Raw genomic sequence first — 25,881 nt, 5'->3', positions numbered from 1 at the left:
CCCCGAAGGTTACGACCGATCGATCACACCCACTCGAACACCAGTTCTCGGGAAGAACCACACGCACCAACCCCGACTTCATGAGTGAAGGACATGCATGCTGTTACCGATGGCACCCACCGATTCACTGTTTCTGCTCGGCGAGTCCCGCGAGAATCCGATGCACGTCGGTGGCCTGGCGATCTTCACCCCACCAGACGGAGCGTCCGCAACCGATATGCGCGCGATGTTCGATATCGCCCTCACCGGCGGCAAAGTCGCCGAAGTCTTCCGTAAACGGGCGCGCCGCTCCCTCACCTCGCTCGGACAGTGGGGATGGGAAACCCTCGCCGACAACGAGATCGACATCGAACACCATGTTCGCCGCGACGCACTTCCTACCCCGGGCGGCATGACCGAGCTCACCGCATTGGTGTCGAGGTTGCACGGCACTCTGCTCGACCGCAGCCGCCCACTCTGGGAAATGCACCTGATCGAAGGCCTCGCCGACGGCCGCTACGCCGTGTACACCAAGATTCACCACGCCCTCGCCGACGGAGCCAGCGCGATGAGACTGCTCCGCGAGAGCATGAGTGAAGATCCCCATCGTCGAAACATGTCCGCTCCCTGGCAAGTTCCGCACTCACTGAGGTCGGTACCGACACCCGTCGCGGCACAGTCCAGCGCGCAGGAATCCGATCGAACGTCCCTGACCGGCACTCTATGGGGAGTATCTCGCGCCGCGGTCAGCGAAGTGGCCGGATTGATACCGACGACGGTCCGCACCATGGACCGGGCCGTACGCGGCAAAGGCAGCGCCGTCTCGGTGACCGCACCGCACACGTTGTTCAACGTCCCGATCGGTGGAAGCCGCCACGTCGCCGCCCGGTCCTTCCCCGTCGAACGGATCCGATTGCTGGCCAAGCACTCCGATGCCACCATCAACGACGTCATCCTGGCAATGTCCGCCGGGACCCTACGCCACTACCTGCACGAGCGGGACGCACTTCCGTCCGCCCCCTTGGTTGCCATGGTGCCGGTGTCATTGCGCGCCAACGACAACGCCGACGATCGCACCCCAGGCGGCAACCGGGTGGGACTGCTCATGTGCAACTTGGCAACTCACCTCGACGACCCCACACTCCGACTCGAAGTGATACGCAATTGCATGAATGAAGGAAAAGACGCACTGCGCGCGATGACTCCCGCCCAGGTACTCGCAATGAGCGCCCTCGGCATCGCTCCCCTCGGGATGGAAATGCTTGTCGGGCAGCGCGGACCGCAGCGGCCACCGTTCAACATCATCATCTCCAACATCGCCGGGCCACGTACACCGTTGTACTGGAACGGATTCCGACTCGATACCCTCCACCCACTGTCGATCCCGACAACCGGTCAAGCACTCAACATCACCTGCACCAGCAGCGACGATCAGATCTCATTCGGCCTTACCAGCTGCCGGAGGACCGTCCCGGACCTCAATCCTCTGCTCGATCACCTCGGCACCGAACTCGACCTCTTGGAAGCCGGCGCCGGCCTGTAATTCACTACTCCTGCAACGATCGTCACATCCGTAACCAGGACAGGGACTTCACCATGGGCATCCAGATTCCGCAATCCCCGACATCCCCGGTAGCCGCCACCTACGCCGCCCCACGCAGTGGAACGATCAGTACCGCTGAGATCAAAGCTCGGATCGAGGCCATGTTCGACGACCGTAATCGAAGCAGTGGGGCAAGAAATACCGTCTGACACGGGCTCTCATAGTGCCGTTCTGCTTCTATAGAGAACATGCAGACAGCGATGACAACAACCCGACGACTAGCTCTGCGTCGACTCGCGACGGTTATCGGCGTGACGGGAATCGTCGTCGGGTTGATTGCCTTGATCGCAACGCGGCTTGCCGTGGAGCGCAATGTGGTGATCGTCCTGGCGTCCTTCGCACCGGTAGCAATGATCGCTGCCCTGGTCGGTGGGGTGATCGCCGCCTTCGGCCGACGCTGGATCCTGTGCGCCGGATCGGCTGTGGTCCTGGGCATGTTCGTGTGGTCGGTGGGGCCACTGTACGTAGGTGGTCCGACCGGCACCGCACACGGTCCGTCGATCCGTCTCATGCAGGCCAACCTCATGGTCGGGGAAGCAGATCCGGAATCACTTGTCGCGACTGTCCGCGATCGAGACGTGGATGTGCTGACAGTGCAGGAGTTGACGTCAGGCGCCGCCGACGCGCTGAAAAACGCTGGGCTCGAGGCTATTCTGCCCCACTCGTTCGTGGTTCCCTATGCCGGCGGCGGCGGTGGAGCAGGAATCTACAGCCGGTTCCCCCTCACTGACACACGAAGTTTGGACGGTTTCTCCCCCGAAACCTTGGCTGCCGAGTTGAACGTCGGCCTGGCACAACCGGTCACGCTGTTTGCCGTCCACACGGCACCGCCGTATATCTCCCCCGCCTCGGTTTGGGCAGCGGAACAACGGAAGCTCGGCGGCTACCTCGCCGATGTCGACGGTCGCGACAACGTGATCGCTAGTGGGGATTTCAATGCAACTCACTCACACAAGGAGTTTCGCGATCTCCTCACGGACGGGTACGCCAGCGCAGCCGATCAGGTCGGTGCGGGCCTGATCCCGACCTACCCGACCGACAAGCCCTACCCCGCGATTGTCGGTATCGACCACATCCTCACCAGAGGCGCGGTGGCGACGTCACTCGAGCGTATCGATGTCAAAGGATCCGACCATCACGGTCTGATTGCCGACATCACGATGGCGTGAAAGCTAGCTGAGCAACCGAGCTTTTGCCGCCGCAAATTCTTCGTCGGACAACACTCCCGATTGATGCAACCGTCCTAACTCCTGAAGCTTCGAGACCAGGTCGTCACCGGCCGGAGGTGCTGCCGGGGCAACCTGTTGCTGCTGCGGCGGCGCCTGTTGTTGCTCGTACTGCTCATACTGCGCCTGCTGCTCGCTCGCCTTCCGTTGGCTGCGCCGATCCATGGCGTTGGACGTCGCCTTTGCTGTTCCAGCCACAACTGCTGTGCGCGCGACGGTGCCGAGCAATCCTGGTCGTCCTCTGCGTCCACCTCGAAAAACCATGCTGATCTCCTCTGCCTTGTGTGGGCGATGCCTGAACTACTCAGAGCGCCGCAGCGACTGCGGCCACTACGACGTCGTGTGGGATCTGAACATGGAGAACTACCTCGCCACCGCCCGCGCGGGCCTTGGTGGTGAAGTCCCGCGCCCACGTCTGCTCGTAGACGATGACTGCCGCGGAGGTACCTGGTTCCAGAGACTCGCGAACCACGTCGAGGTCCTCGTCGCTGATCAATGCTTTTGCCTCGATCGACAGGATTGCCAGGCCGATGTCGGTGAGGTCCTCGTCGACGTCGACCTGCCTGATGTTGCCGTCGAGATCTTTGGCGATGTACACGAGATCGAGCAGGGTAACGAACCCACGCTCGACGATGTTCTGCAGTGCGGCGACGGTATCCGGGTCCACTCTCGAACCTGGGAACCCCAGCACCACCAATTCGACCGGGCCGATATTCAATGGATCGCTCATCCATCAAGCGTGGTACGAACGCAGGTGCGCTCGCTTCACCCGTCGCGGATGATTTACTGCCTACGACCTCGCAGAACCTCTCGCATCGGACGTACCCGAACTCCATCTTCCGCAAGTTGGCGTCGCGCTTTGCCCCGGGTGACGAGCACACCGATGATGCCGAGAATCCACACCGGGTACTGAACCAACCAGGCCACCCGGAAACCGTCGAAGGTATAGCCGCCCATATGGCCGAGAATCACACCCATCACCTGGATCACGATCAGCGAGGCCAGGAATCCACCGATATTGACCATTCCCTGAGCCGTGCCCATCGCCGAGCTCGGGTTGAATGTGCGGGCATAGTCGAAGCCGATCACCGAACCCGGACCGCCGATTGAAATCACGATGATCAATATCGTCAGCAACCACAGCGGTGACGGTTCGCTGCGGGCCAACACGATCGTCCACATCACCGCACTGCTCACCATGATGGAAAGAACGAGCCAAGATCGGCGCATCGGATACCGGCCGGTGAGAATGCCGAGTATGGGGCCCGCGACGATGGCAGAGATCACCGACAGTGTGAGTAGAGAACCGACCGTTGCGGCGTCGAGTCCTTGCGCCGACGACAGGTACGGGACTCCCCACAACAACGCGAATGTCGTGATCGAGAACTGCGTACCCATGTGGCTGAAGAACCCGAGGCGTGTACCCGGACGCATCCACACCGTCTTGATCTGGCGGCCGATCTCTCTTGCCCCGGCAGGAACCGCCACTATTTCGGTGCCCGGCGGTGAATCGCGAATCAGGCTGAGTGCCAATACAAAAGCGAGGAGGCCCAAGCCGGCGGCGCTGCCGTAGGCGAGCGTCCAACCGGTCCCGGTCAGCAGCAACATGAACGGCAAAGCCGAAAGTACTTGTCCCAGTTGACCGAGAATGCCCGTGAACTGCGACACGAGTGGCACCTGCCTCGGCGGGAACCACTGCGGAACCAGTCGCAGCACGGAAATAAAGGTGAGTGCGTCGCCGGCTCCCACGGCGATGCGTGCGCCAATCGCGACGGGCAGCGATTCCGTGAACGCCAACGTCAACTGCGCGCACGTCAGGATGAATGCGCCGACGCCGATCATGATGCGCGAGCCGTATCGATCGAGCAGCACACCCGCCGGGATCTGCATGCCCGCGTACACCACGATCTGCAGGACCACAAAACTCGACAGCACACTGGGGGTAATCGAGAAACGTTCTGCTGCAGCCAGACCCGAGACACCAAATGAAGTGCGGTGAAGCACGGCGATCACATACGCAAATACACCGACACCCCAGACCAGCCACACTTTTTTCATCGCGCAGTTATGTTACTCCTAGTAGTTCGCCAGGCTCACGACGTGACTACTCGCGTCCTTGCGAGATCCAGTTCAGATCTGCCGAGCGCTCCCCCTCGGTGATAGCCGCAAGCGCGTCGAGTCGGGCGATCTGATCGTCGGTCAGATCGATGTCCAACGCGCCGGCATTCTCGCTCACACGCGCCGCAAAACGGGTGCCCGGAATCGAGACCGACGGCAGGCCGTAATGCCGTCCCTTCGCGTCGAGCCACGCCAGTGACACCTGCGCCGGAGTCGCTCCTGATTCGGCGCCCACTTCGCGCACGACGTCGAGCACCTTCTGGTTGGTGGCAAGTGCTGCATCCGTGAAACGCGGGAAGCGTCGACGCAGATCGTTCTCGCCCCACTCGCTGGGATCGAACGAGCCCGCGAGGAACCCTCGTCCCACCGGAGAGAACGGAACAAATCCCACGCCGAGTTCAGCGGCGGCGGGCACCACTTTGTTCTCCACGTCGCGACTCGAGATATTCCACTCGGACTGGATCGCGGAGATGGGGTGGACCGCATACGCGCGACGCAGTTCGTCTCCCGTTGCTTCCGAGAGTCCGATGTGCCGGATCTTGCCGGCCTTTACCTGCTCTGCCATCGCGCCCACCGTGTCCTCGATCGGAACCGTCGGGTCAACACGATGGAGGTAGTACAGATCGACATGGTCGACGCCGAGACGTCCGAGCGATTCGTCGAGGGCTTTCGCCACGTAAGCCGGATCGCCGTTGATCCCCCGCTGACCAGCTGACAAGCCACCCACCAGTCCGAATTTGGTGGCCAACTGAACCTCGTCGCGCCGACCTTCGAGCAATTTACCCACGGCCAGCTCGCTCGCACCGTCGCCGTAGATGTTTGCGGTGTCGATGAAGGTGATCCCGATATCCACCGCATGATGCAGCGTCGCGAGCGCTTCTGCCGGATCCACCGGCCCGTACACGGGGGCCACCGACATAGCGCCGTAGCCCTGTGCGCTGACGGTGAGACCTTCGGCCAGGGTGACGGTGGAAACAGGCATGAACACTCCTCGAGATCAGATAAAAGAACAACCCTCACAGTGTGTACCGAAACTGCCGACGGCGCATTCAGGCGAGCACTGCAAGCTCCGGCAATCCCGCCACCACCACGGCGAGGTTGTAACCTGTCATCCTCAGTTCACCGTTGTCTCCGGTTCTCGCGTACTCGGCATGACCGAAGGCCCGTTCGTGTTTCACGCCGTCCGGCGTGATCCCCTCCGCTGTGGACAACCGCTGGAACTCCGTTCGTGTCGGGTCCCCGCCGAAGCGTCCGAAGCCCGCGATGCTGTCTCCTTCGGCCTTCATGACGTAGACGTGCCGATCCGCGATACCGAGATCCGCCTCCACTTTTGCCCGGACACCGGGAGACCCGTAGAACACCACATCGTCGACCGACGCACTTGCACCCCGTTGCAGTGCAAGCGAAGTCGCAAGGGATCCGTAGGAATGGCCGAGTGCGGTGATGTGCACGTCCGGCTTCGCAGCTGCCGCTCGTAGTCCGTGGAAGAAGCTCCCCAGCGCATCGGCCGCGATACCCGCTTTGGCGGAACGGCTCACGTCGAAGCTGGCCCGACCGAGGTCGAATTTTCCCGGGCCGATGACTTGAGGGGCGTCGTATCCGATCCAGGCGATCGCGGCCACGGTTTCCTCACGTCCGGCACTGTGGAGCTGACGCTGCGCCTCGTCGCGCAATCGTGTTGCCTCCCCGACCATTCCGCGCAACGAGTCCTTGACGTTGGTGTTGAGACCAGGGACGGTCACGGCGATGTGATCTGCCGTATCCGGATCACCGATTGCTATCGCGCCAAACCCGCGCTCACCGGAGCGCATATCCATCAGGATCAACTTGCGGTCGGGTTGTTCGTGGAGGAGCTCGTCCAGCGAATTCAGATCCTCGAGTTTGCGCTGCGCATACCAGAGTCCGGCACCGGTGTTACTCAATCGTCCGCCGAAGTACTCGCGATGGAGTTCTTGAGAGATGCGCACCGAATCATCCTGTAGCCGTGCCCGTTCGGCCTGCACGCGTCGCAGATTGACCGGACTGCGCATGCTTGTCGGGATACCGTCGAGATTCGCGATCAGATCCGGAGCACGCTGCACAATCTCTCGTCGGCGCGCCGGACTGAAACCACGCCACTCCTCGTTGACACGAAAAGCCTTGTCCCGCAGATCCGTACCCACCTGTGACCGGACGGACAGCGCATGGTGCAGATCCGCGGATACCAGCAGTGCTTCCCCGATCAGCTCACGCGCGGCAGCCGAGAGCAGTTCGGCATGCACGTGAAGGGGATGCCCTTCGACGATGGGAGCGACCGCTGACACCGAACCGTCTTCACGGATCTGTAGTTCGTCGGAGGCTGCCTCCCTGCGCAACACGTCCAGGCGTCGGCGCATGTCCCGGACGCGGTGCGCAACCAGCACGCCCTCGAGTCCTCCGGCAAGTTGTTCGAGGGGTTCGACGTCCCACGCGTCGATGTCGGTGAGGTCCACTCGGGTCAGGACGAACGAGCGGCGATTCGGGCCTGAACTTCGGGTCGACGCAACGGCGGGACAGTTTGGGGAGGCTGTTTGCGCGGCGGCAGCGCGCTGAGCAAACGCGTCGTAGTTTCGGTGACCTCCCGAACTGCCTGTTCAAAGGCATCACGGTTGGCATCGGACACCTTGGCAATTCCACTCACCTTACGTATGTATTGGCGAGAGGCTGCCTCGATCTCCTCCGCTGTTGCGGCTGGTTCGAGTCCACGGAGTTCGGTGATGTTTCGGCACATAGTTCGACGATAACCGCGCTCAGCCACCTCGTCACGGACCGATACACGAATGCATCCAAATGGCCACGCAAACCCAAGCATCACGGTAGTTTCAGTAAAATTCTCCCCAAGTGACTGGAAGTGGCCACATGGACTCAGCTCTCACATCGGTCGGTCTGCCGATTGCACTCGCGATCATCATGTTCGGTCTCGGACTCTCACTGACCGTCGAGGACTTTGCCCGCGTCGCAAAAGCACCCAAAGCGGTCTCGATCGCCCTCGTCTGCCAGTTGATACTGCTACCGGCCGTTGCGTTCGGGCTGGTTACCGCCTTCGATCTCGATCCCCTACTCGCTGTCGGCATGATGCTCCTGGCCGCATCGCCGGGCGGCACCACAGCCAACTTGTTCAGTCACCTCTTTCGCGGCGACGTTGCGCTCAATGTGACACTCACAGCGGTAAATTCAGTGATCGCCGTGATTACCCTGCCGTTGATCACCAACTTCGCCCTCGGTTATTTCGAGCCTACTGACGCCGACGGCACCCTCGGCCTCCAGTTCACGAAGGTTGTGCAAGTTTTTGCCGTCGTCCTGATCCCAGTCGCAATCGGGATGTGGGTTCGCCTGCGCAGTAGCGCTTTTGCCCAGCGAATGGACAAGCCGGTGCGCATCGGATCGGCCGTCGTGCTGGCGCTGGTCATTGTCGGCACCGTCATATCGGAGCGCGAGAACATTGCGGACTACCTGGTCGACATCGGAGTTGTCGCCGCATTGTTCTGTCTGCTGAGCCTGTCGATCGGATACGTCGTTCCCAGGGTCTTCGGCATCGAGGACCGTCAAGCCATCGCCAGTTCGATGGAAATCGGGATCCACAACAGCACTTTGGCGATCACCATCGCTGTCAGCTTGATGGACAACGTGCGGTTGGCCGTTCCAGCTGCGGTCTACGGCGTCGTCATGTTCCCGTTGGCAGCGGCGTTCGGTGCCGTCATCACGCGAAAATCTCGCAACATGGCCGAGATCGACTGAGATCAGCTCTTTTTCGCTAGTCGTCTTGCGTACTGCCTAGATCCGTTCCGAGCGCCCCGGCAAGAGTGCGCAGACAGATCACGCGCAATTCCTCCTGCGGTATCGACGGTTGATCGAGCCAGTTCAGACACACTGCACGAACGAAGGCAATCCACCCACGCACCGCGACGGCGGCAATCTGCCTGCGCTCGTCGTCGAATCCGAGAGCGTCGAGGATCCGAATCTGCTGCTGTTCCAACTCGCGCTCGACTATCGCCCGGATACCGGCTTCGGCCGACAACGTCCCGACGTTGATTGCGCGCACTCCCTTACTGTGCGACTTCACGTACGCAAAGTAGGCATCGAGCCCAGCCGCGATCTGTTCCTGGATGGGCAATGTCGAATCCGGCGCCGTTACTTCGAGTAGATGCTGGGACTCTCGTTCGACTATGGCCGCAAAGAAATCCCGCTTGGTCGGAAAGTAGTGGTACATCAGCCCGCGCGAGACGCCCGCTATCTCAGCGACTTCTTCGATCCAGACATCCTCGTACGACCGGTCGGCAAAGAGTTGCGCACCGATGTCGAGGAGTTGCGTGCGTCGCTGCTCGCGATCGAGACGCTTACGTGGGGTGACCATGGCGAACCCAGATTACTACTTGACACCGATTCAGTAAGGCGTACTTTGCGTACTAGACACCAATTCAGTAAGCGAACTCTTCTCGGGGGACAACGATGAGCGTCGACGCAACGCCGAACGCAGGCGCGCCAACCATTCCGCATCCGGCCCGCCGCCTCCCTGTCCTCGGCGACATTCTGGGCGTCAACGTCCGGACACCGCTGCAGAACTCCGTCAGCATCGGCCGCGAACTCGGCCCGATCTTCGAACGCAACGTACTCGGAAATCGCTTTGTCTTCGTATCCGGCGCAGACATGGTTGCCGACCTCGCCGATGAGTCCCGCTTTGCAAAACACCTGGCACCAGGAGTCAAAGCACTACGAGGGATTGGAGGTGACGGACTGTTCACCGCCTACAACAGCGAACCCAATTGGGCCAAGGCCCACAACCTCCTCGCTCCGGCGTTCAGCCAGACAGCCATGCGCTCGTACCACCGCACGATGCTCGACGTGGCCGGCGAACTGGTTGCGTACTGGGACCGTCATGGCACCGGCTCCCCCATCGACGTCTCGGCCGACATGACCAAATTGACCCTCGAGACAATCGGCCGAACGGGGTTCAGCTACTCCTTCGACTCGTTCGAACGCGAAGAACAGCATCCGTTTGTCAAAGCCATGATCGGCACTCTGTCCCATTCGCAGCGGACCACGTTCATCAAGTCGACCGCAGTCGGACGTTTTCTCGCACGACGCTCGGACGCACGCGACGACATTCGCAAGGCATACATGGCCGACGTTGTCGACGAGGTGATCCGCACTCGGCGCGAGAACCCCGGCGGTGCACACGAAGATCTTCTGGAACTGATGCTGCGTGCCGCGAAAGAGAATGATCCGAACCGGATCGACGAGCTGAACATTCGGCACCAGGTAGTCACATTCCTGGTTGCCGGACATGAAACAACCTCCGGCGCTTTGTCGTTCGCGCTCTACTATCTGTCACAGAATCCGGAGGTCTTGGCCAAGGCGCAAGCAGAAGTTGATGCCGTGTGGGGCAGCGAAGAGCCGCCGTTCGAGAAGATCGCAAAACTCCGGTACGTCCGACGCGTCCTCGACGAATCACTGCGGCTGTGGCCGACCGCCCCGGCCTACGCCCGCGCCGCCCGGCAGGACACCACCTTGATCGGCAAATACCCGATGAAGAAGGGCGACTGGATGCTTGTCCTCATCCCGTCGCTGCACCGAGATCCGTTGTGGGGCAACAATCCCGAAGCCTTCGATCCGGACAGATTCCTGCCGGCGAATGTCAAGGCCCGTCCCGCTCACACCTACAAGCCCTTCGGGACCGGTGAACGTGCTTGCATCGGAAGGCAATTCGCCATCCACGAGGCAGTTCTCGTTCTGGGAACGATCTTGCAGAAGTACACCGTCGAACCCGATCCGGACTATCGACTGAAAGTTGTCGAGCGTCTGACCTTGATGCCGGAGGGGTTCACACTGTCGGTTCGACGACGCTGACCTCGTCTGCCCGAATCATCCGAAAAGTCGATTCGGGGTCTACCATCATCGAGGACCGGCCGGTCCGAAGCTGGAACCGTGCTCACCCGGGAGACCTTATGAAGAGAAATCACCTTGCCGCGGCAATCTGCGTAGCTGCCGCACTGGCTACCGGCGCGTGCTCGGCCTCCGTCAGCATCGGCGACAAGCAGGTACCCGCCGACAAGGTCGCGGCCCAGATGTCCAGCCAGCTCGCAGCGACTGTCGGCAGGGCACCCGACGACGTCACCTGTCCGGAGGGCCTCGACGCGGAGGTCGGTGCAACCGTCGTCTGCACACTGACCGACCAGGGTACCGAGTACGACGTGACAGGAACGGTGACCAGCGTCGACGGTGACAACGTCAAATTCGACGTGCAGGTAGCGGATACAGCGAACTAACTGCCGTGCGCCTTTGTCAACCTCGCGCGGTTAACAAAGGCGCACAGCAGATTTGTCAGAGACGCTCGATAATCGTCACGTTTGCGGTGCCGCCACCCTCGCAGATGGTGAGCAGTCCGTAGCGTCCGCCGGTGCGCTCGAGCTCGTTGAGAAGCGTTGCCATCAGCTTGGTGCCGGTAGCGCCGAGCGGGTGACCGAGCGCAATTGCGCCACCGTTGACGTTGACCTTGGCCGGATCCGCACCGATTTCCTTGATCCACGCGAGAACAACGGGAGCAAATGCCTCATTGATCTCGACGATGTCGATGTCCTCGATGGTCAGGCCCGTCTTCTCCAGCGCGTACTGCGTTGCCGGGATGGGTGCGCTGAGCATGAAGATGGGGTCGTCGCCGCGGGCGCTGAGGTGATGAATCCGGGCGCGGGGCTTGAGGCCGTGCTTCTTGACCGCTTCTTCCGACGCCAGGAGCAGTGCGCTCGCACCGTCCGAGATCTGGCTTGCGACAGCAGCTGTCATCCGGCCGTCTTCGACGAGGACGTTGAGCGACGCCATCTTCTCGAGGCTTGTCTCACGGGGGCCTTCGTCGACGGTCGCGTCGCCCATGGTGACGATCTCGTTGTCGAAACGGCCGGCTGCGATGGCAGCCTTGGCGCGCTCATGGCTCTGCAGAGCCCACTTCTCGAGCTCTTCGCGGCTGACGTCCCACTTCTCGGCGATCATTTCCGCGCCCTTGAACTGCGAGACTTCCTGATCACCGTACCGCTCGGCCCAGCCGACGGAACCGGAAGTGGGAGTGTCGAATCCGTACTGCTGGCCGACGATCATGGCTGCCGAGATCGGAATCTGGCTCATGTTCTGCACGCCACCGGCGATGATCAGATCCGCGGTGCCGGACAGGATTGCCTGCGCACCGAAGTGCACTGCCTGCTGGCTGGAACCACACTGACGGTCCACTGTCACGCCGGGAACGTGCTGGGGAAATCCTGCTGCGAGCCAGGACATGCGGGCAATGTTGCCGGCCTGGCCACCGATGGCGTCGACGCAACCGAAGATGACGTCGTCGACCTCGCCGGCATCGATACCGGTGCGCTCGACAACGGCCTTGATGACGTGCGCGCCCAAGTCGATGGGGTGCACACCCGACAGTGCGCCGCCGCGCTTACCGATCGGGGTGCGGATGGCATCGACGATGTAAACCTCGGACATGATCTTTACTCCTAGTTCGATAGTGCAGCAGTAGTTTTGGATGCGGCAGCTGCCGCAGACGGATCAGAGAGTCCGTCGAGAACAATTGCGAGGTACTGAGCTGCGACGGTGTGAGCGGTCAACGTGCCACCCGGCCGGTACCAGCGCACGGCAACCCAGACGGTGTCGCGCATGAAGCGGAAAACCAGTTCGATATTGAGGTCGGAACGGAAACTTCCGTCGGCGACCCCAGCCTCGAGCACACTCACCCACAGATCCCGGAACTCGGTGTTGCGTTCGACCAAGTACGAGAATCGCTCGTTCGCGACCAGGTGCTTGACCTCGTCCTGGTAGATGGCGACGGCCGAATGCGACGCGTCGATCGCTTCGTACGAAGTGACGATCAGCGCTTCGAGCGTTGCCCGGCTGCCAAGACCTGCAGCCACGATCTCGCGGTATTTGCCGAACAGGTCGTCGAGGAACTGGTGAAGGATCTCGTCGACCATCGACTCCTTGGAATCGAAATGGTGGTAGAGACTGCCGGACAGTATCCCGGCCGCATCGGCAATGTCGCGAACCGTCGTCGCCCGTACTCCGCGGTCGGCAAACAGGCCGGCTGCGATCGCGAGAAGTTCGTCGCGGCGACCGGATTTTCCTGCAGTGTCGTCGGAATTTCGGGATGGCGTCATGATTTCAATCCTATCCAGGGCTTCACTGTGCGCCTTTGTTAACCGCCCGCGGTTAACAAAGGCGCACAGTAGGCCTACGCCCTCTGCGAAGAAACAGAAACAATCTCGCCGGTCATGTACGTCGTGTAGTCGCTCGCCAGCATCGCGATGACCGAAGCGATTTCCCACACCTCGGCTGCGCGGCCGTAGGCCTCACCGGACGCCAGCTGGTCGAGCAGTTCTTCGCTGGTGACCTTTGCCAGGAAGGCATGGCGGGCGATGGACGGGGAGACGGCGTTGATGCGGACGCCGTACTCGGCGGCCTCGATCGCGCTGCAGCGCGTCAGTGCCATCACGCCGGCCTTGGCCGCTGCGTAGTGCGCCTGCGAGTGCTGTGCGCGCCAGCCGAGGACCGATGCGTTGTTGACGAGAACGCCGCCATGTTCGACGCTCTTGAAATACCGCAGTGCTGCGCGCGTCGCGCGGAAGGTGCTGTTGAGGGTGATGTCGATAACGCGATCCCACTGATCGTCCGTCATGTCGACGACGGGAGTTTCGCCGCCGAGGCCCGCGTTGTTGACCACGATGTCGATTCGACCCAGCTTCTCGGCGCCGCCGTCGAAGAGTGCGTCGACCTGTGCCGTGCTGGAAACGTCGCAGATGATCGATTCGACCTGCTGGCCGGGGAATTCGGCCTTCAGCTTCTCGACGGTCTCGCCGAGACGACGCTCGTGGAAGTCGGAGACGAGGACGTCGCCGCCTTCCATCAGGACACGACGCGCGGTCGAGAAACCGATGCCCGTACCGGCGGCTGCGGTGACGATGGCCTTCTTGCCCTTCAGCAATCCGTGGCCCGGAGTTTCCTCCGGTGCGACGGACAAGGGCGAAACCACTGTGGAGTCAGACATTAACGAGCCTCTCGGGGAAGACCGAGCACGCGCTCGGAAATGATGTTGCGCTGAATTTCGTTGGAGCCGCCGTAGATCGTGTCGGCGCGAGTGAAGAGGAACAGTCGCTGCCACTCGTCCAGTTCGAGGTGCTCGGGATCGGTGATGTCCGAGGGCTGGCCTTCGGAGTTCTCCCAAGGTGCAACCAGCGACGACGCACCTTGCACGTCCATCGCGAGCTGGCCGAGGTCACGATGCCAGTTGGCCCACAACAGTTTTGCGACGGATGCTTCGCCGCCACCTGTTCCGGCGTCGACCGCGTCGAGGGTACGCATGGCGTGGGCACGCATGACGCGTAGGCCCACCCAGGCCCGCGCGATCTTCTCGCGGATGTGCGGATCCTGATCGCTGCCGTTGGCCTTCGCCAGGTTGACGACGCCTTGCAGTTCGCGGGCGAACCCGATCTGCTGACCTAGCGTGGACACGCCACGCTCGAAGGTGAGCAGGCCCATGGCGATCTTCCAGCCTTCACCCGGTTCGCCGACCACGAGGTCCGCGTCGGTGACAGCATCGTCGAAGAAGACCTCGTTGAATTCGGAGGTGCCGGTGAGCTGCTGGATGGGACGCACGGTCACACCGGGCTGGTCCAGGGGTACCAGGAGGAAGCTCAGGCCCTGATGACGCTTGGATCCGACCTCGGTGCGGCACACGACAAAGCACCACTGTGCGACGTGCGCGAGCGACGTCCACACTTTCTGGCCGTTGATGATCCACTTGCCGTCTTCGAGACGGGCCGTCGTCGAGACGTTGGCCAGGTCGGAGCCGGCACCGGGCTCGGAGTATCCCTGCGCCCACAATTCACTGACCGTGTTGATGCCCGGCAGGAAGCGACGCTTCTGCTCGTCCGTTCCGTAGGCGATCAGGGTCGGACCGAGAAGTTCTTCGCCGATGTGGCTGACGCGTGCGGGGGCACCCGACTTCGCGTATTCCTGATGAAAGACAACTTGCTGGGAGATGGTGGCTCCGCGGCCACCGAACTCCTTGGGCCATCCCAGGCACGTCCAGCCGGAGGCTGCGAGATGCTTGTCCCATTCGAGGCGTTGCTCGAAGAACTCATGCTCGCTGCCCGGTCCGCCCTTACCCTTGAGCTGGGCAAACTTGCCGGTCAGGTTCTCTGCCAGCCACTGCGAAACTTCTGCCGCAAACTCGTCGTCCGTCATCTGCCCGTCCGGGCTCTCGCTCTGGTCCACATATGTAAGATAACCTACCAAGCACTTGCTAGGTAGCGTGTCAGGTAGGAGTCCAGTGACCGATCAACCGAGAACCATCCCATCAGCCCTCATCCGGGCCGCCGAGGAGTTCGGTGAGCTCGCGGCAATTGCCGATGGCGACACCCGACTGACCTTTGCACAGTTGCACCAGCGTGTACGCGATTTTGCGGGCGCTCTGATCGCGCGTGGAGTGAAGGCAGGCGACCGTGTTGTCATCTGGGCACCCAACACCCACCACTGGGTGATCGCACTCCTCGGCGCTCAGTACGCCGGAGCAGCGATCATCCCGATCAACACCAGATATACGGGCACCGAGGCACTCGATATCGTCGAGCGCGTCGACGCGGCCGCCCTGGTAATCGTCGGCAAGTTCCTCAAGGCCGATCGATACCAGCAGCTACTCGACGCAAATCCCGACCTGTCGATTCCGACCGTGATCCGCGTGCCGGCAGACGGCGACGACGCACGCGAGGGCGTCATCGAGTTCGAGGACTTCCTCGCCCTCGCAACCGACGCCACCCGCGCCGAAGCCGACGCCAGGGCAGAAGCAGTGACGCCCGACGATGTCAGCGACATCCTCTTCACCTCGGGCACGACGGGACGCAGCAAGGGCGCGATCAGCGCCCACCGTCAGTCGATCGGCGTCGCCCAGTCCTGGGGAGATAATGCCGAGGTCACCGCGGATGACAACTTCCTGATCATCAGCCCCTTCTTCCACACCTTCGGGTACAAGGCCGGAATCCTGGTCTGCCTCCTGAACGGTGCCACCATCGTGCCGGTGTCCGTCTTCAACATCGACGAGACCCTGTCGCTGATCAACCGTGAGAAGATCAGCATCCTTCCAGGCGCTCCGACGATCTACCAGACGATCCTCGATCATCCCCGCCGCGGTGAGTACGACCTGTCGTCGCTGCGCATCGCCATCACGGGCGCCGCTCCGGTCCCCGTCGCGTTGGTCGAGCGTATGCAAAGCGAACTGTTCGACGCGGTTCTCACCGCCTACGGCCTGACCGAGGCCGTGGTGGCCACCATGTGCCGCACCGACGACGACCCGGTCACGGTGTCCACGAGTTCGGGCCGCGCGACAGCTGATTTCGAGGTCAAGATCGGCGATCAGGGCGAGATCCTGCTACGCGGACCGAATGTCATGCTCGGATACCTCGACGATCCTGAGTCCACCGCCAAGGCCATCGACGCCGACGGTTGGCTGCACACCGGTGATGTCGGAACCCTCGACGAGCGTGGATATCTCGACATCACCGACCGTCTCAAGGACATGTACGTCAGCGGCGGATTCAACGTCTACCCCGCCGAGATCGAAGGAATGCTGGCTCGCCTGCCCGGCGTCCACGAAGCGGCTGTAATCGGCATTCCCGATCACCGGATGGGCGAGGTCGGCCGCGTCTACATCGCTCAACTCGACGGTGCCGGACTGACCGAAGAATCCGTCATCGCTTTCCTCAAGGAAAAGATCGCCGGATTCAAGGTGCCGCGCGAAGTTCACTTCGTCGATCACCTCCCCCGCAACCCTTCGGGCAAGATTCTCAAAACTGTTCTGCGTGAGGAAAAGTCATGACCGTTCCTTTCGAAGCCGATGTCGTGACCTACGAGGTCCGTGGCACCGTGGCCGTCGTTACGCTCAACCGTCCCGATTACCGCAATGCTCAGAACTCAGTGGTGACGTACGCACTTGACGCCGCTTTCCAGCGCGCCGTCGACGACGACGACGTCAAAGTCATTGTCCTGGCGGGCAACGGACCTCATTTCAGTGCTGGACACGATTTGGGAACACCGGGCCGCGACCATCACGTCGAGTACGAGAACAAGGCCGCCATGTGGTGGGATCACGTCGACAAGCCCGGTGGTGACCAACGTTTCGCTCGCGAGATGGAGGTGTACCTGGGAATGTGCCGCCGTTGGCGGGAGATCCCCAAGCCCACCATCGCCATGGTGCAGGGTGCCTGCATCGCCGGCGGTCTCATGCTTGCGTGGGTCTGCGACATGATCGTCGCCGCCGACGACGCATTCTTCTCCGATCCCGTTGTCCGCATGGGTATCCCCGGCGTGGAGTACTTTGCCCACCCGTGGATGGTGGGCTCGAGATTCGCCAAGGAAATGCTCTTCACCGGCGACCGCTTCACCGCGCAACGTGCCTACGAAATCGGCATGGTCAATCGTGTTGTTTCCCGCGACGATCTCGAGAAGGAGACGTTTGCACTTGCCGAACGTATCTCCGAGATGCCGCGCTTCGGACTGGCACTCACGAAGAAGGCCGTCAATCAGTGTGAGGATCAGATGGGGATGCGCAACGGCATCGATTCCGTCTTCGGTCTGCATCACTTCGCTCACGCTCACAACGCCGAGGTAGGCAAGGACTCGCTTGGTGGTCTCGACGCCAAAGCTATGGCTGCCAGTGCTCGCACACCGCAGGAAGGAACAAACTAGTGGATCTCGTATTCGACGACGCCACAACCGCATTCCGTGACGAGGTCCGCTCGTTCCTGGAGGCGAATGTGCCCGCCACTCCCCTGAAGTCGATGGACACCGCCGAGGGCTTCGAAGAACATCGCCAGTGGGAGCACACTCTCGCCGACGCCGGCTACGCCGTTGTCTCGTGGCCCAAGGAACTCGGCGGACGCGACGCGTCGCTGCTCGAGTGGGTCATCTTCGAGGAGGAGTACTACCGCTCGGGCGCACCCGGACGCGTAAGCCAGAACGGCATCTTCCTGCTGGCTCCCACGCTTTTCGAGCACGCCAATCCCGAGCAGTTGGCACGAATCATGCCGCGCATGGCCCGCGCCGACGACATCTGGGCACAGGCCTGGTCCGAGCCCGAGTCCGGTTCTGACCTCGCCAGCCTGCGTTCGAGCGCCAAGAAGGTCGACGGCGGCTGGCTGCTCAACGGCCAGAAGACGTGGAGCTCACGCGCCAGCTACGCCGACTGGGGCTTCGGCCTGTTCCGCTCCGATCCGGATGCGCAGCGCCACAAGGGCATTACCTACTTCATGTTCGACCTCCGATCGAAGGGCGTCACCGTGCGTCCGATCGATCAGCTCGACGGAGAGCCCGGCTTCGCCGAAATCTTCCTCGAGGACGTCTTTGTTCCCGACGACCCGGCCAACCCGGGTGAGTCCGGCGTGATCGGCAGCGTCAACGAGGGATGGCGCGTCGCGATGAGCACTGCCAGCAACGAGCGCGGTCTCTCGCTGCGCAGCCCCGGCCGCTTCCTCGCCACCGTCGACCGCCTCCTCGAGCTGTACAGGGCCAGCGGACGCACGGACGACAGCGCTCTGCGCAACCAGGTCGCCGACGCTTGGATCGGCGCTCGCGCCTACCAGCTCAACACGTTCGGCACCGTCACCCGTCTCGCCGATGGCGGCCAACTCGGAGCCGAGTCCTCGATCAACAAGGTCTTCTGGTCCGAGTGGGACATCGCTACCCACGAGACAGCCCTCGAACTGCAGGGCCCCGAAGCCGAACTGGCCGACAACTGGATGGACGGATACCTGTTCTCCCTGTCCGGCCCGATCTACGCAGGCACCAACGAGATTCAGAAAAATGTCATCGCTGAGCGTCTGCTCGGCCTACCTAAGGCGGACCGATGAGATTCGCGCTCGACTCCTCCCACCAGGACTTCGCTGCGAGCATCGATGCGTTGCTCACCAAGTCCGACATGCCCGCCGTCATCCGTTCCTGGAACGACGGTGACACCGCGCCAGGCAAGAAGCTGTGGCAGCGGCTCGCCGAGACCGGCGTCAACGGACTTGTCATCGCCGAAGAGCACGACGGTCTGGGCGCCGACGCCGTCGACCTGGTTGTCGCCCTCGAGCAGCTCGGCCGCCATGCGGTTCCTGGCCCGGTCGCCGAGACCATCGCGGTGGCACCGACACTGCTGGCTTCTGTTGCACCGGAACGCCTCTCCGCTCTCGCCGAGGGTTCACTGGCAACCGTCGCCGCTCCCCCGCACACGCCGTTTGCGCTCGACGCCAACTCGGTCGACCTTGTGCTACTTGCACAGGGCGGCGCAGTCAGCCTCGGCATTCCCGGCGAAGCCAAGGCGTCGGTGGATCTCTCACGCAAGCTCTTCGAGGTTTCCGCCGGCGAGTCGCTCGGCTCCGCCGACTTCTCGGCAGCCTTCGACATGGGTGCCCTCGCCACTGCTGCTCAGCTTCAGGGTCTCGGCCAGACACTGCTCGAGGTGACGACCGAATACGCGAAGCAGCGCAAGCAATTCGGCAAGGTCATCGGACAGTTCCAGGCCATGAAGCATCACCTCGCCGAGGTTGCAGTGGCCCTCGAGATGGCTCGCCCGCTCCTGCACGGTGCTGCACTGTCGGTGCGCGATCAGTCCGCAGACGCTTCGCGTGACATCTCCGCAGCCAAGGTTGCCTGCGGTGACGCCGCGTACAAGGCCGCACGCGTCGGACTCCAGGTTCACGGCGCCATCGGATACACGATGGAACACGATCTCTCACTGTGGCTCACCAAGGTACGAGCACTGCTCACCGCGTGGGGCACTCCGGCAATGCACCGCTCCCGCGTCGTCGATTCCCTGGTCTCGGCGTCATGAGCATCGACACCGAGGACCAGGCAGCACTACGCGCGTCGGTACGCGACCTCCTGAGCAAGCATTCCGACTCCGCTGCCGTCCGCGCCGCCATCACCACGGACAACGGCTACGACGCTGCACTGTGGAGCAAGCTGTGTGAGCAGATCGGCGTCGCCGCACTGGCGATTCCCGAAGAGTTCGACGGCGTCGGAGCGAGCCTGGCTGAAGTTCACGTGGTCCAGGAAGAACTGGGACGCACGTTGACGCCGTCGCCGATGCTGGGTTCCGCGATTCTCGCCGCGCAGGCTCTGTTGCTCTCGGGTGATACCGACGCCTGCTCGCGTCTACTCCCCGGCGTTGCGGCCGGCGAAAGCACTCTTGCACTGTGCTGGGCGGGCACGGGCGGCTGGAACACCTTTGGCGTCGAGGCAACCGAGGACGCCTTGAACGGCACCGCTGCCTACGTCCTCGACGGACACGTCGCCGACACGTTGCTGGTGCTGACGGCAGACGGTTTCTACGAAGTCGATCCCGCAGCCGAGGGTGTATCCCGCCGACGCGTCCCCACCATGGACCCGACGCGCACGCTTTCGGAGGTCACGTTCTCCGGTGTTCGCGGGCGCCCTCTTGCATGGTCCGCGGACTTGGTCGATCGCATCCGAACGGTGGCGCTGATCGCACTGTCCGCCGAGCAGGTGGGTGCAGCCGCAGCCATCGTCGAACAGACCGTGGAATACACCAAGTCCCGCAAGCAGTTCGGTCGCGCAATCGGGTCCTTCCAGGCCCTCAAGCACCGGATGGCCGACATGTACACGTTGGTCGAGACCGCGCGGTCGATGACCTACGCGGCGGTTGCGACGCAGTCCGCCGGTGACGCAGCTGTCGCCAAGGTGTACTGCTCGGAGGCATTCCAGCAGATCACGTCCGAAGCCGTTCAGTTGCACGGCGGAATCGCCATCACCTGGGAGCACGACGCTCAGCTGTACTTCAAGCGTGCGCACAGTAGCGCGCAGTTGTTCGGCCAGCCGAGTGCATACCTGCCTGAGTTGGCAACTGCCGCAGGGCTGTAACAAACCGCATTCGAAGCCCCCTCAGTCTGGAAACGGACTGAGGGGGCTTCTGTGTGTTCAGCACAATCGAGTTACAAATGTGCATCTTTCACCCGAACGCTCGCCTAAAACCTCGCAGTGGGAATACGGTCGAAATTGCTTTGGCGTCAAACTCACTCCACCCGTTGCTCATGGCGGTTGGAGAATGCATGGTCGGTGAGCAGGATTCCTCCTTTCATCTCGCGGTGACCCGACCAGCGCCGCGCTATGTGCAGCCTTGTGCTGTACGCAATTCCGGTTTAGCTGTCACATGTTCGCTCAGCATGAGCTGTCACGTGTTCGCTCAATGGGATAACCCCTGGTTTCGGGCTTTCTTCCCCGGAGAATCGAAAGTAGCAGCATCGTTTCTTCCACAGACCGGAGAGTTTTCATGAACCGATTCGACAACAAGCGCGTCCTCATCAGCGGTGCGGGATCCGGCATCGGGCAAGCCACTGTGGCTCGAATCCTGGACGAGGGCGGCACCGTCGTTGCCGCGGATATTTCCGAGGCCGGGCTAGAACTCACCCAAACCGCGGCAGCTGCCGCTGGTCACGGCGACCGCCTCACCGTCGTCACCGTCGACATCTCGAAAGAGGACTCCGTTCGGCAACAGATCGGTTCTGCGATTGCAGCGCTCGGCGGTCTCGACGTCCTCGTCAATGCCGCCGGGATCCTGCGCTCCGAACGCACCCTCGATATGACGCTCGACTTCTGGAACACCGTCATCGGCGTCAACCTCACCGGCACCTTCCTCATGACACGTGAAGCGCTTCCGGCTCTGCTGGACAGCGGCAACGGTGTTGTCGTCAACTTCAGTTCCACCTCCGCGACGTTTGCCCACCCGTACATGGCGGCCTATGCGGCGTCCAAGGGCGGAATCCAATCCTTCACGCATGCACTCGCTCTCGAATACAGCAAGCAGGGACTGCGTGCTGTTGCCGTCGCGCCGGGAAGCATCGCGTCGGGAATGACCTCCGACCCCGGGTTCCCCGCCGACGTCGACTACACCCTGCTCGGCAAACTACTCCCGGCTATCGGTGACGGTTTTGCTCCGCCGTCCGCGGTGGCCGGCGTGATCGCGATGCTCGCATCCGAAGACGGATCCTTCGTGACCGGAACCGAAATCCGCATCGATGGTGGCACGCATATGTGATCGCCTACTGTGCGACTTTGTTAACCGCCCGCGGTTGACAAAGGCGCACAGCATCAGGCGGCATACTTGTCCCCAGTCCCCTGGAACCGGTCCGGCGGTACGAACTTCGGTGGGAGCGCGCGATGAGTGAAGCGACAGATACGACGAATCTCGAACCTGTACTGATCAGTCCCGTCGTCAGTGGAATGATCCGCACGTGGTCCGAGGACGAAACCCGCCTGTGGAGTATCGACAACCCCGAAGGCCTTGCCGAGCTAACCGGTCGCGGACGTATCGCCCGCACCATGATGCCGGACAACAGATCTCGGGAGATCGCCTTCCTGGACGCGGAGTCAGGCACCCTGTCGGTGCAACCGCGTTTCGCTACTTCCGACAACGCCGAAGCCGCCGGATCGTTCAAACTCGGCGATCCCATCCCCGTCGACGGAGATCCGTGGGAAGAACTCGAACTGGCACTCGCACACGTTGCTCTCGCCGCTGCCGGACGCAGTGAGTTCTGGCTTGTGGAACAGGGCGGTTGGGACGCTCCCGCCCAGCCACATTGCCTGTTCGCCGTGATCAGCGAGGACGGCGCAGCCAACGCCGTCATGGAAGCGGCACCCGCGCCCACCGACACCGGCGTCTGGCCTGAAGTTCCCAGTGATCAACCGGGAGTTTCTGTCGCGGCGCCGGCGTCGCAGGAGACCATCGAAGCCGCAGGCATCTTCGCGACAACAGCCATTCAGACGTGGAACGTCCATCCGTGGGATGTTGCTCTGACCTTCGGAAAGCTCGAGGATTTTGCCTGATCCGCACCCAAATGAGTTCTACGTCTCCCCTCGCCGCGACTATCGCGGTTCGTCACAACACCCGGTATGACCACGACAGGACGACCTGCGATGGGCATACTGAGGGAACTGGGGTAACTCCCGGTCACAAATACCGTGAATCCGCGTCGGGGCGGAGATGCGGCCCTCACAACACGCGAGTGCTGGACAAACCGGTAGCTCCGAAAGGCTCAACCATGGCAACCGATCAATTGCAGACCGTTGTACTGCACGGTGACCAGCTGAAATACGTCGATCAAGGCGAAGGTCCCGTTGTCGTCTTGATTCATGGCCTTCTCGGCGCACACACCAATTGGGAACCGCAGATCGAGACGCTGTCGCGGCGCTACCGCGTCATCGCACCCGATCTGTTCGGGCACGGCGCCTCCGACAAGCCCGCCGGCGACTACTCCCTCAGTGCCCATGCCGCGACGGTCCGCGACCTCCTGCAAGCACTCGACATCCCCTCCGCTACGTGGGTCGGCCACTCCCTCGGCGGCGGCGTCGCCATGCAAGCGATGTACTTGTTCCCCGACCGCGTCGAACGCCTGTGTCTGGTAGCCAGCGGTGGCCTCGGCCCCGAAGTCAGCCCACTTCTGCGGGCTGCAACCTTGCCTGGCAGTGAGCTGGTTCTTCCTGTGCTCGCGTCCAAGACGCTCACCGACGTCACTGACAAAGTTCTCGAACTGTTCAACAAGGTCGGGCTGTTCAAATTGGGTGCCAGCGCAAATGAGGCACGCAAGAGCCTTGCGACGGTATCCGACGCCGCAACCCGGCAGGCTTTTCTTGCGACGGCCCGTTCGGTGATCAATTACCAAGGCCAAACAGTCGCCGCAACACCGCATTTCGCAAGTTTCCAGGATCTGCAGGCACTCTTGGTTTGGGGCGCCGAAGACACCATCATCCCCAACGCGCACACCGAGAACGCCCGCGCCGAACTCCCCCGGGGTCGCGTCGAAATCTTCCCCCGCGCCGGACATTTCCCGCACCTGGACTACCCGGACCGCTTCGACCGGGTATTCGCGGAATTCATGACGGACTGCGGTGTCGGCATAGGCACCGGCCCCAAGGCCGTCAGTAGCTGAACTAGCGACCCGCGACCAGCTCTTCGAGGTAGCTTGCCACTCCGTCCTCGTCGTTCATGGGCAGAATTCGGTCGGCGAGCTCGATGACCTCAGCTCGGGCGTTGGCAGGCGCCAATGCTGTTCCGGCCCAGGTCAGCATGGCAACGTCATTGAACGCGTCACCCGCTGCCGCAACTTCCGACGCGTCGATGCCGTCGATCGCGCACAACTGCGCGAGAGCGCTTGCCTTCGAGACGCCCGCTGCAGCCATCTCCATGTACGGGGCCCCGGAATGGGTTAACTCCACACCTTCGATGCCGGCAGCGACCGCTGTTCGGTACAGGTCAGCGCTGGGAACTTCCGCGTGCCGGGCGACAATCTTCACCATCGGTTCTACGTCGAGCGGCAAGGCGTCGGCCAGCACCATCTCGTGCAAGTGCCGGTGATGGTCCGCAAACTCGCACAGCGCAGCGTATTCGGGCTCGGCAAAGAATTGCGTGGGTCCGACGTTCGCGAACACGACGCCCGGAACCAGGGCGCGAACTTGCTCCATAGCCGTTGCGGCCAAGGATGTTTCGATCGAGACGGTGTCGACGATCCGCGGAGTCCCGTCGGCGAGGTCGAGTATGACAGCACCATTGGCACACACAGCCTTGCCGCGAAATCCGCACGAACTCGCCAACGTATGTACCGAATGTCGGGCGCGGGCCGTCGCCCACACAACTTCGATTCCCGCCAGCCGCGCGTTCTCCATAGCTTGCGCGGTACGCGCCGAGATAGTTCGGTCGGAGCGCAGCAATGTGCCGTCGAGGTCGGTTGCGAACATTCGAATGCGGGTCACCACACAATGATGGCAGTCCGTTCTCAGTCCTCACCAACTACGTGACCCGAACCGTTGCTCTGTCAATTACCCGACTAGCCATCGAGAAGGTGACGGCGCATCTCACCGAACACCACACCGAGACGCTCGACATCTCGCGGGCTCAGCAGATCGAACATGTTCTTTCGGACTGCGGCGACGTGGGCCGGGCTTGCCGACGCCAATTTCTCGGCACCCTGGTCGGTCAGCTCCGCATTGGCGCCACGCTTGTCGTCGACACACTCGACCCTACGCACCCAACCGACGCCGACCAGTCGATTGACCGCTCTGGTCACGCCACTACGGGTTGCCATCACAGCGTCGGCGAGCTCACTCATGCGCAGTTGTCGCCCGGGCGCCTCGGCCAGCGCGACCAGCAGTTCGAAATCCGTGAAGGAAATATCGGAGTCGTGCACCAACTGTTGATCGAGGACGCGCTGAAGCAGTCGGGTCGAGTCCAGGTAAGCCCGCCAGGCCGTTTGCTCCGAGTCGGTCAACCATCGCGTCGATTCCATGACATCAGCATATCCGAAGTAGTTGACAACGAAATCAAATGAGCTATTCTTCATTTAGTTGATCAGTCAACTACTTGTTCGGAACGAAGTTTCAACCGAAAGGCGGGCGCCATGAGCGACGACAACGCAGTGCAGTTCGAGGAACGCCGTGCCGAGATCAGGGATCGACATCTGATCCCCGCCGACAAACGGCCGGCATCGATGGCGCGCGGCCTGCACCACACCGCCCTGATCAGCAGTGACGTCGAGCGAACCGTGAAGTTCTACCAGGATATCCTCGGCTTCCCCCTGACCGAATTGATCGAGAACCGTGACTACCCCGGGTCTTCGCACTTCTTCTTCGACATCGGCAACGGCAATCTCCTGGCCTTCTTCGACTTCCCCGGTCTCGATGTCGGCCCGTACCAAGAAGTTCTCGGCGGCCTCCACCACATCGCGATCAGCGTCGAACCTGCCAACTGGGCAACGTTGCGCACCAGGCTGACCGAGGCCGGCGTCGAACTGATCGAGCACAGCGAAGTTTCGTTGTACTTCCGCGATCCCGACGGCGCTCGACTCGAACTGATCGCCGATCCCCTCGGCGAGATGTACGGCAATCACGTCCTCTGAAAACTTGCTCTCCCCC

General features: G+C 62.1%; 28 protein-coding genes. 15 read left to right on the top strand and 13 right to left on the bottom strand.

Annotation, left to right across the window (positions count from 1 at the left end; all coding sequences use genetic code 11):
* Positions 1-97: 97 nt before the first annotated feature.
* Genes FFI94_RS04225 through FFI94_RS04220 form a run of 3 tightly spaced genes read left to right on the top strand, consistent with a single transcriptional unit; the run spans position 98 to position 2,751 of the window.
* Positions 98-1,522, top strand: a complete 1,425-nt coding sequence (locus FFI94_RS04225; protein ID WP_138871885.1) for a wax ester/triacylglycerol synthase family O-acyltransferase — start codon at positions 98-100, stop codon at positions 1,520-1,522.
* Positions 1,523-1,575: 53 nt separating this feature from the next.
* Positions 1,576-1,731: a hypothetical protein gene (locus tag FFI94_RS33545; protein ID WP_185993117.1), complete on the top strand. Its 156-nt coding sequence runs from the start codon at positions 1,576-1,578 to the stop codon at positions 1,729-1,731.
* A gap of 51 nt (positions 1,732-1,782) precedes the next feature.
* Positions 1,783-2,751, top strand: a complete 969-nt coding sequence (locus tag FFI94_RS04220) for an endonuclease/exonuclease/phosphatase family protein (RefSeq protein ID WP_185993116.1) — start codon at positions 1,783-1,785, stop codon at positions 2,749-2,751.
* Between the two features lie 3 nt (positions 2,752-2,754).
* Here the strand turns inward: FFI94_RS04220 and FFI94_RS04215 are convergent, their stop codons facing one another.
* The 6 genes from FFI94_RS04215 to FFI94_RS04190 all read right to left on the bottom strand — a co-directional run bounded on the left by FFI94_RS04215 (position 2,755) and on the right by FFI94_RS04190 (position 7,675).
* Positions 2,755-3,072: an SHOCT domain-containing protein gene (locus FFI94_RS04215; protein WP_138871883.1), complete on the bottom strand. Its 318-nt coding sequence runs from the start codon at positions 3,070-3,072 to the stop codon at positions 2,755-2,757.
* Between the two features lie 40 nt (positions 3,073-3,112).
* Positions 3,113-3,538 carry a DUF6325 family protein gene (locus FFI94_RS04210; protein ID WP_138871882.1) on the bottom strand — a complete coding sequence of 142 codons (426 nt, stop codon included), beginning with the start codon at positions 3,536-3,538 and terminating at the stop codon, positions 3,113-3,115.
* A gap of 53 nt (positions 3,539-3,591) precedes the next feature.
* Positions 3,592-4,866, bottom strand: coding sequence for a nitrate/nitrite transporter (locus tag FFI94_RS04205; protein WP_138871881.1), 1,275 nt, complete (start codon positions 4,864-4,866; stop codon positions 3,592-3,594).
* 46 nt (positions 4,867-4,912) lie between these two features.
* Entirely contained in the window at positions 4,913-5,908 is a 996-nt protein-coding gene (locus FFI94_RS04200; protein ID WP_138871880.1) for an aldo/keto reductase, read from the bottom strand.
* A gap of 67 nt (positions 5,909-5,975) precedes the next feature.
* Complete coding sequence (locus FFI94_RS04195; protein ID WP_138871879.1) at positions 5,976-7,397, bottom strand: alpha/beta hydrolase; 1,422 nt, start codon at positions 7,395-7,397, stop codon at positions 5,976-5,978.
* A 5-nt stretch (positions 7,398-7,402) separates the two neighbouring features.
* Positions 7,403-7,675, bottom strand: a complete 273-nt coding sequence (locus FFI94_RS04190) for a DUF2277 domain-containing protein (protein ID WP_033232393.1) — start codon at positions 7,673-7,675, stop codon at positions 7,403-7,405.
* 128 nt (positions 7,676-7,803) lie between these two features.
* Between FFI94_RS04190 and FFI94_RS04185 the strand changes: the two genes are divergently transcribed.
* Positions 7,804-8,682 carry a bile acid:sodium symporter family protein gene (locus FFI94_RS04185; RefSeq protein WP_138871878.1) on the top strand — a complete coding sequence of 293 codons (879 nt, stop codon included), beginning with the start codon at positions 7,804-7,806 and terminating at the stop codon, positions 8,680-8,682.
* 16 nt (positions 8,683-8,698) lie between these two features.
* Here the strand turns inward: FFI94_RS04185 and FFI94_RS04180 are convergent, their stop codons facing one another.
* Positions 8,699-9,298 carry a TetR/AcrR family transcriptional regulator gene (locus FFI94_RS04180; protein WP_138871877.1) on the bottom strand — a complete coding sequence of 200 codons (600 nt, stop codon included), beginning with the start codon at positions 9,296-9,298 and terminating at the stop codon, positions 8,699-8,701.
* Between the two features lie 95 nt (positions 9,299-9,393).
* On the opposite strand from FFI94_RS04180, the gene FFI94_RS04175 reads away from it, so the two are divergent.
* Both FFI94_RS04175 and FFI94_RS04170 read left to right on the top strand, forming a co-directional pair.
* Entirely contained in the window at positions 9,394-10,791 is a 1,398-nt protein-coding gene (locus FFI94_RS04175) for a cytochrome P450 (RefSeq protein WP_138871876.1), read from the top strand.
* Positions 10,792-10,889: 98 nt separating this feature from the next.
* Complete coding sequence (locus FFI94_RS04170) at positions 10,890-11,210, top strand: DUF4333 domain-containing protein (RefSeq protein WP_138871875.1); 321 nt, start codon at positions 10,890-10,892, stop codon at positions 11,208-11,210.
* Positions 11,211-11,265: 55 nt separating this feature from the next.
* On the opposite strand, the gene FFI94_RS04165 is transcribed toward FFI94_RS04170, so the two are convergent.
* The 4 genes from FFI94_RS04165 to FFI94_RS04150 all read right to left on the bottom strand — a co-directional run bounded on the left by FFI94_RS04165 (position 11,266) and on the right by FFI94_RS04150 (position 15,198).
* A complete protein-coding gene (locus FFI94_RS04165; RefSeq protein WP_138871874.1) occupies positions 11,266-12,414 on the bottom strand; it encodes an acetyl-CoA C-acetyltransferase in 1,149 nt (382 codons plus the stop codon).
* A gap of 11 nt (positions 12,415-12,425) precedes the next feature.
* The gene (locus FFI94_RS04160) at positions 12,426-13,082 is read right to left on the bottom strand and encodes a TetR/AcrR family transcriptional regulator (RefSeq protein WP_138871873.1); all 657 of its coding nucleotides are present in this window, start codon (positions 13,080-13,082) and stop codon (positions 12,426-12,428) included.
* Positions 13,083-13,156: 74 nt separating this feature from the next.
* Complete coding sequence (locus FFI94_RS04155; protein ID WP_138871872.1) at positions 13,157-13,969, bottom strand: SDR family oxidoreductase; 813 nt, start codon at positions 13,967-13,969, stop codon at positions 13,157-13,159.
* Positions 13,969-15,198, bottom strand: coding sequence for an acyl-CoA dehydrogenase family protein (locus FFI94_RS04150; RefSeq protein ID WP_138871871.1), 1,230 nt, complete (start codon positions 15,196-15,198; stop codon positions 13,969-13,971). The genes FFI94_RS04155 and FFI94_RS04150 overlap by 1 nt, the downstream gene beginning before the upstream one ends.
* 55 nt (positions 15,199-15,253) lie before the next feature.
* On the opposite strand from FFI94_RS04150, the gene FFI94_RS04145 reads away from it, so the two are divergent.
* The 8 genes from FFI94_RS04145 to FFI94_RS04110 all read left to right on the top strand — a co-directional run bounded on the left by FFI94_RS04145 (position 15,254) and on the right by FFI94_RS04110 (position 23,903).
* Complete coding sequence (locus FFI94_RS04145) at positions 15,254-16,795, top strand: FadD3 family acyl-CoA ligase (RefSeq protein WP_138871870.1); 1,542 nt, start codon at positions 15,254-15,256, stop codon at positions 16,793-16,795.
* Positions 16,792-17,664: an enoyl-CoA hydratase gene (locus tag FFI94_RS04140; RefSeq protein WP_033232406.1), complete on the top strand. Its 873-nt coding sequence runs from the start codon at positions 16,792-16,794 to the stop codon at positions 17,662-17,664. Before FFI94_RS04145 ends, FFI94_RS04140 begins: the two co-directional genes overlap by 4 nt.
* Positions 17,664-18,824 carry an acyl-CoA dehydrogenase family protein gene (locus FFI94_RS04135; RefSeq protein ID WP_138871869.1) on the top strand — a complete coding sequence of 387 codons (1,161 nt, stop codon included), beginning with the start codon at positions 17,664-17,666 and terminating at the stop codon, positions 18,822-18,824. The genes FFI94_RS04140 and FFI94_RS04135 overlap by 1 nt, the downstream gene beginning before the upstream one ends.
* Complete coding sequence (locus tag FFI94_RS04130; protein ID WP_138871868.1) at positions 18,821-19,789, top strand: acyl-CoA dehydrogenase family protein; 969 nt, start codon at positions 18,821-18,823, stop codon at positions 19,787-19,789. Before FFI94_RS04135 ends, FFI94_RS04130 begins: the two co-directional genes overlap by 4 nt.
* Positions 19,786-20,838 carry an acyl-CoA dehydrogenase family protein gene (locus FFI94_RS04125; protein ID WP_138871867.1) on the top strand — a complete coding sequence of 351 codons (1,053 nt, stop codon included), beginning with the start codon at positions 19,786-19,788 and terminating at the stop codon, positions 20,836-20,838. The genes FFI94_RS04130 and FFI94_RS04125 overlap by 4 nt, the downstream gene beginning before the upstream one ends.
* A 409-nt stretch (positions 20,839-21,247) precedes the next feature.
* Complete coding sequence (locus FFI94_RS04120) at positions 21,248-22,012, top strand: SDR family NAD(P)-dependent oxidoreductase (protein WP_138871866.1); 765 nt, start codon at positions 21,248-21,250, stop codon at positions 22,010-22,012.
* Between the two features lie 122 nt (positions 22,013-22,134).
* On the top strand, positions 22,135-22,800 hold the full coding sequence (locus FFI94_RS04115; protein ID WP_138871865.1) for a hypothetical protein: 666 nt from the start codon (positions 22,135-22,137) through the stop codon (positions 22,798-22,800).
* A gap of 215 nt (positions 22,801-23,015) precedes the next feature.
* A complete protein-coding gene (locus tag FFI94_RS04110) occupies positions 23,016-23,903 on the top strand; it encodes an alpha/beta fold hydrolase (RefSeq protein ID WP_138871864.1) in 888 nt (295 codons plus the stop codon).
* Position 23,904: 1 nt separating this feature from the next.
* On the opposite strand, the gene FFI94_RS04105 is transcribed toward FFI94_RS04110, so the two are convergent.
* Complete coding sequence (locus FFI94_RS04105; RefSeq protein WP_138871863.1) at positions 23,905-24,723, bottom strand: HAD family hydrolase; 819 nt, start codon at positions 24,721-24,723, stop codon at positions 23,905-23,907.
* 74 nt (positions 24,724-24,797) lie between these two features.
* Positions 24,798-25,256: a MarR family winged helix-turn-helix transcriptional regulator gene (locus FFI94_RS04100; protein WP_138871862.1), complete on the bottom strand. Its 459-nt coding sequence runs from the start codon at positions 25,254-25,256 to the stop codon at positions 24,798-24,800.
* A gap of 111 nt (positions 25,257-25,367) precedes the next feature.
* On the opposite strand from FFI94_RS04100, the gene FFI94_RS04095 reads away from it, so the two are divergent.
* Positions 25,368-25,865, top strand: a complete 498-nt coding sequence (locus FFI94_RS04095; protein ID WP_138871861.1) for a VOC family protein — start codon at positions 25,368-25,370, stop codon at positions 25,863-25,865.
* Positions 25,866-25,881: the final 16 nt, after the last annotated feature.

The organism is Rhodococcus sp. KBS0724, assembly GCF_005938745.2.
Lineage (GTDB): Bacteria > Actinomycetota > Actinomycetes > Mycobacteriales > Mycobacteriaceae > Rhodococcus_F.
Note: the sequence above shows the minus strand (reverse complement) of the source record. Positions and strands in the feature narration are given on the sequence as shown.

Bases quoted from the DNA above. Each gene is read 5' to 3' on its own strand.
- FFI94_RS04175 (WP_138871876.1), top strand. From the start codon at position 9,394: ATGAGCGTCGACGCAACGCCGAACGCAGGCGCGCCAACCATTCCGCAT.
- FFI94_RS04140 (WP_033232406.1), top strand. From the start codon at position 16,792: ATGACCGTTCCTTTCGAAGCCGATGTCGTGACCTACGAGGTCCGTGGC.
- FFI94_RS04205 (WP_138871881.1), bottom strand. From the start codon at position 4,866: ATGAAAAAAGTGTGGCTGGTCTGGGGTGTCGGTGTATTTGCGTATGTG.
- FFI94_RS04215 (WP_138871883.1), bottom strand. From the start codon at position 3,072: ATGGTTTTTCGAGGTGGACGCAGAGGACGACCAGGATTGCTCGGCACC.
- FFI94_RS04100 (WP_138871862.1), bottom strand. From the start codon at position 25,256: ATGGAATCGACGCGATGGTTGACCGACTCGGAGCAAACGGCCTGGCGG.
- FFI94_RS04120 (WP_138871866.1), top strand. From the start codon at position 21,248: ATGAACCGATTCGACAACAAGCGCGTCCTCATCAGCGGTGCGGGATCC.
- FFI94_RS04160 (WP_138871873.1), bottom strand. From the start codon at position 13,082: ATGACGCCATCCCGAAATTCCGACGACACTGCAGGAAAATCCGGTCGC.
- FFI94_RS04180 (WP_138871877.1), bottom strand. From the start codon at position 9,298: ATGGTCACCCCACGTAAGCGTCTCGATCGCGAGCAGCGACGCACGCAA.
- FFI94_RS04155 (WP_138871872.1), bottom strand. From the start codon at position 13,969: ATGTCTGACTCCACAGTGGTTTCGCCCTTGTCCGTCGCACCGGAGGAA.
- FFI94_RS04200 (WP_138871880.1), bottom strand. From the start codon at position 5,908: ATGCCTGTTTCCACCGTCACCCTGGCCGAAGGTCTCACCGTCAGCGCA.
- FFI94_RS04115 (WP_138871865.1), top strand. From the start codon at position 22,135: ATGAGTGAAGCGACAGATACGACGAATCTCGAACCTGTACTGATCAGT.
- FFI94_RS04220 (WP_185993116.1), top strand. From the start codon at position 1,783: ATGACAACAACCCGACGACTAGCTCTGCGTCGACTCGCGACGGTTATC.
- FFI94_RS04110 (WP_138871864.1), top strand. From the start codon at position 23,016: ATGGCAACCGATCAATTGCAGACCGTTGTACTGCACGGTGACCAGCTG.
- FFI94_RS04165 (WP_138871874.1), bottom strand. From the start codon at position 12,414: ATGTCCGAGGTTTACATCGTCGATGCCATCCGCACCCCGATCGGTAAG.
- FFI94_RS04185 (WP_138871878.1), top strand. From the start codon at position 7,804: ATGGACTCAGCTCTCACATCGGTCGGTCTGCCGATTGCACTCGCGATC.
- FFI94_RS04170 (WP_138871875.1), top strand. From the start codon at position 10,890: ATGAAGAGAAATCACCTTGCCGCGGCAATCTGCGTAGCTGCCGCACTG.
- FFI94_RS04190 (WP_033232393.1), bottom strand. From the start codon at position 7,675: ATGTGCCGAAACATCACCGAACTCCGTGGACTCGAACCAGCCGCAACA.
- FFI94_RS04210 (WP_138871882.1), bottom strand. From the start codon at position 3,538: ATGAGCGATCCATTGAATATCGGCCCGGTCGAATTGGTGGTGCTGGGG.
- FFI94_RS33545 (WP_185993117.1), top strand. From the start codon at position 1,576: ATGGGCATCCAGATTCCGCAATCCCCGACATCCCCGGTAGCCGCCACC.
- FFI94_RS04130 (WP_138871868.1), top strand. From the start codon at position 18,821: ATGAGATTCGCGCTCGACTCCTCCCACCAGGACTTCGCTGCGAGCATC.
- FFI94_RS04125 (WP_138871867.1), top strand. From the start codon at position 19,786: ATGAGCATCGACACCGAGGACCAGGCAGCACTACGCGCGTCGGTACGC.
- FFI94_RS04225 (WP_138871885.1), top strand. From the start codon at position 98: ATGCTGTTACCGATGGCACCCACCGATTCACTGTTTCTGCTCGGCGAG.
- FFI94_RS04095 (WP_138871861.1), top strand. From the start codon at position 25,368: ATGAGCGACGACAACGCAGTGCAGTTCGAGGAACGCCGTGCCGAGATC.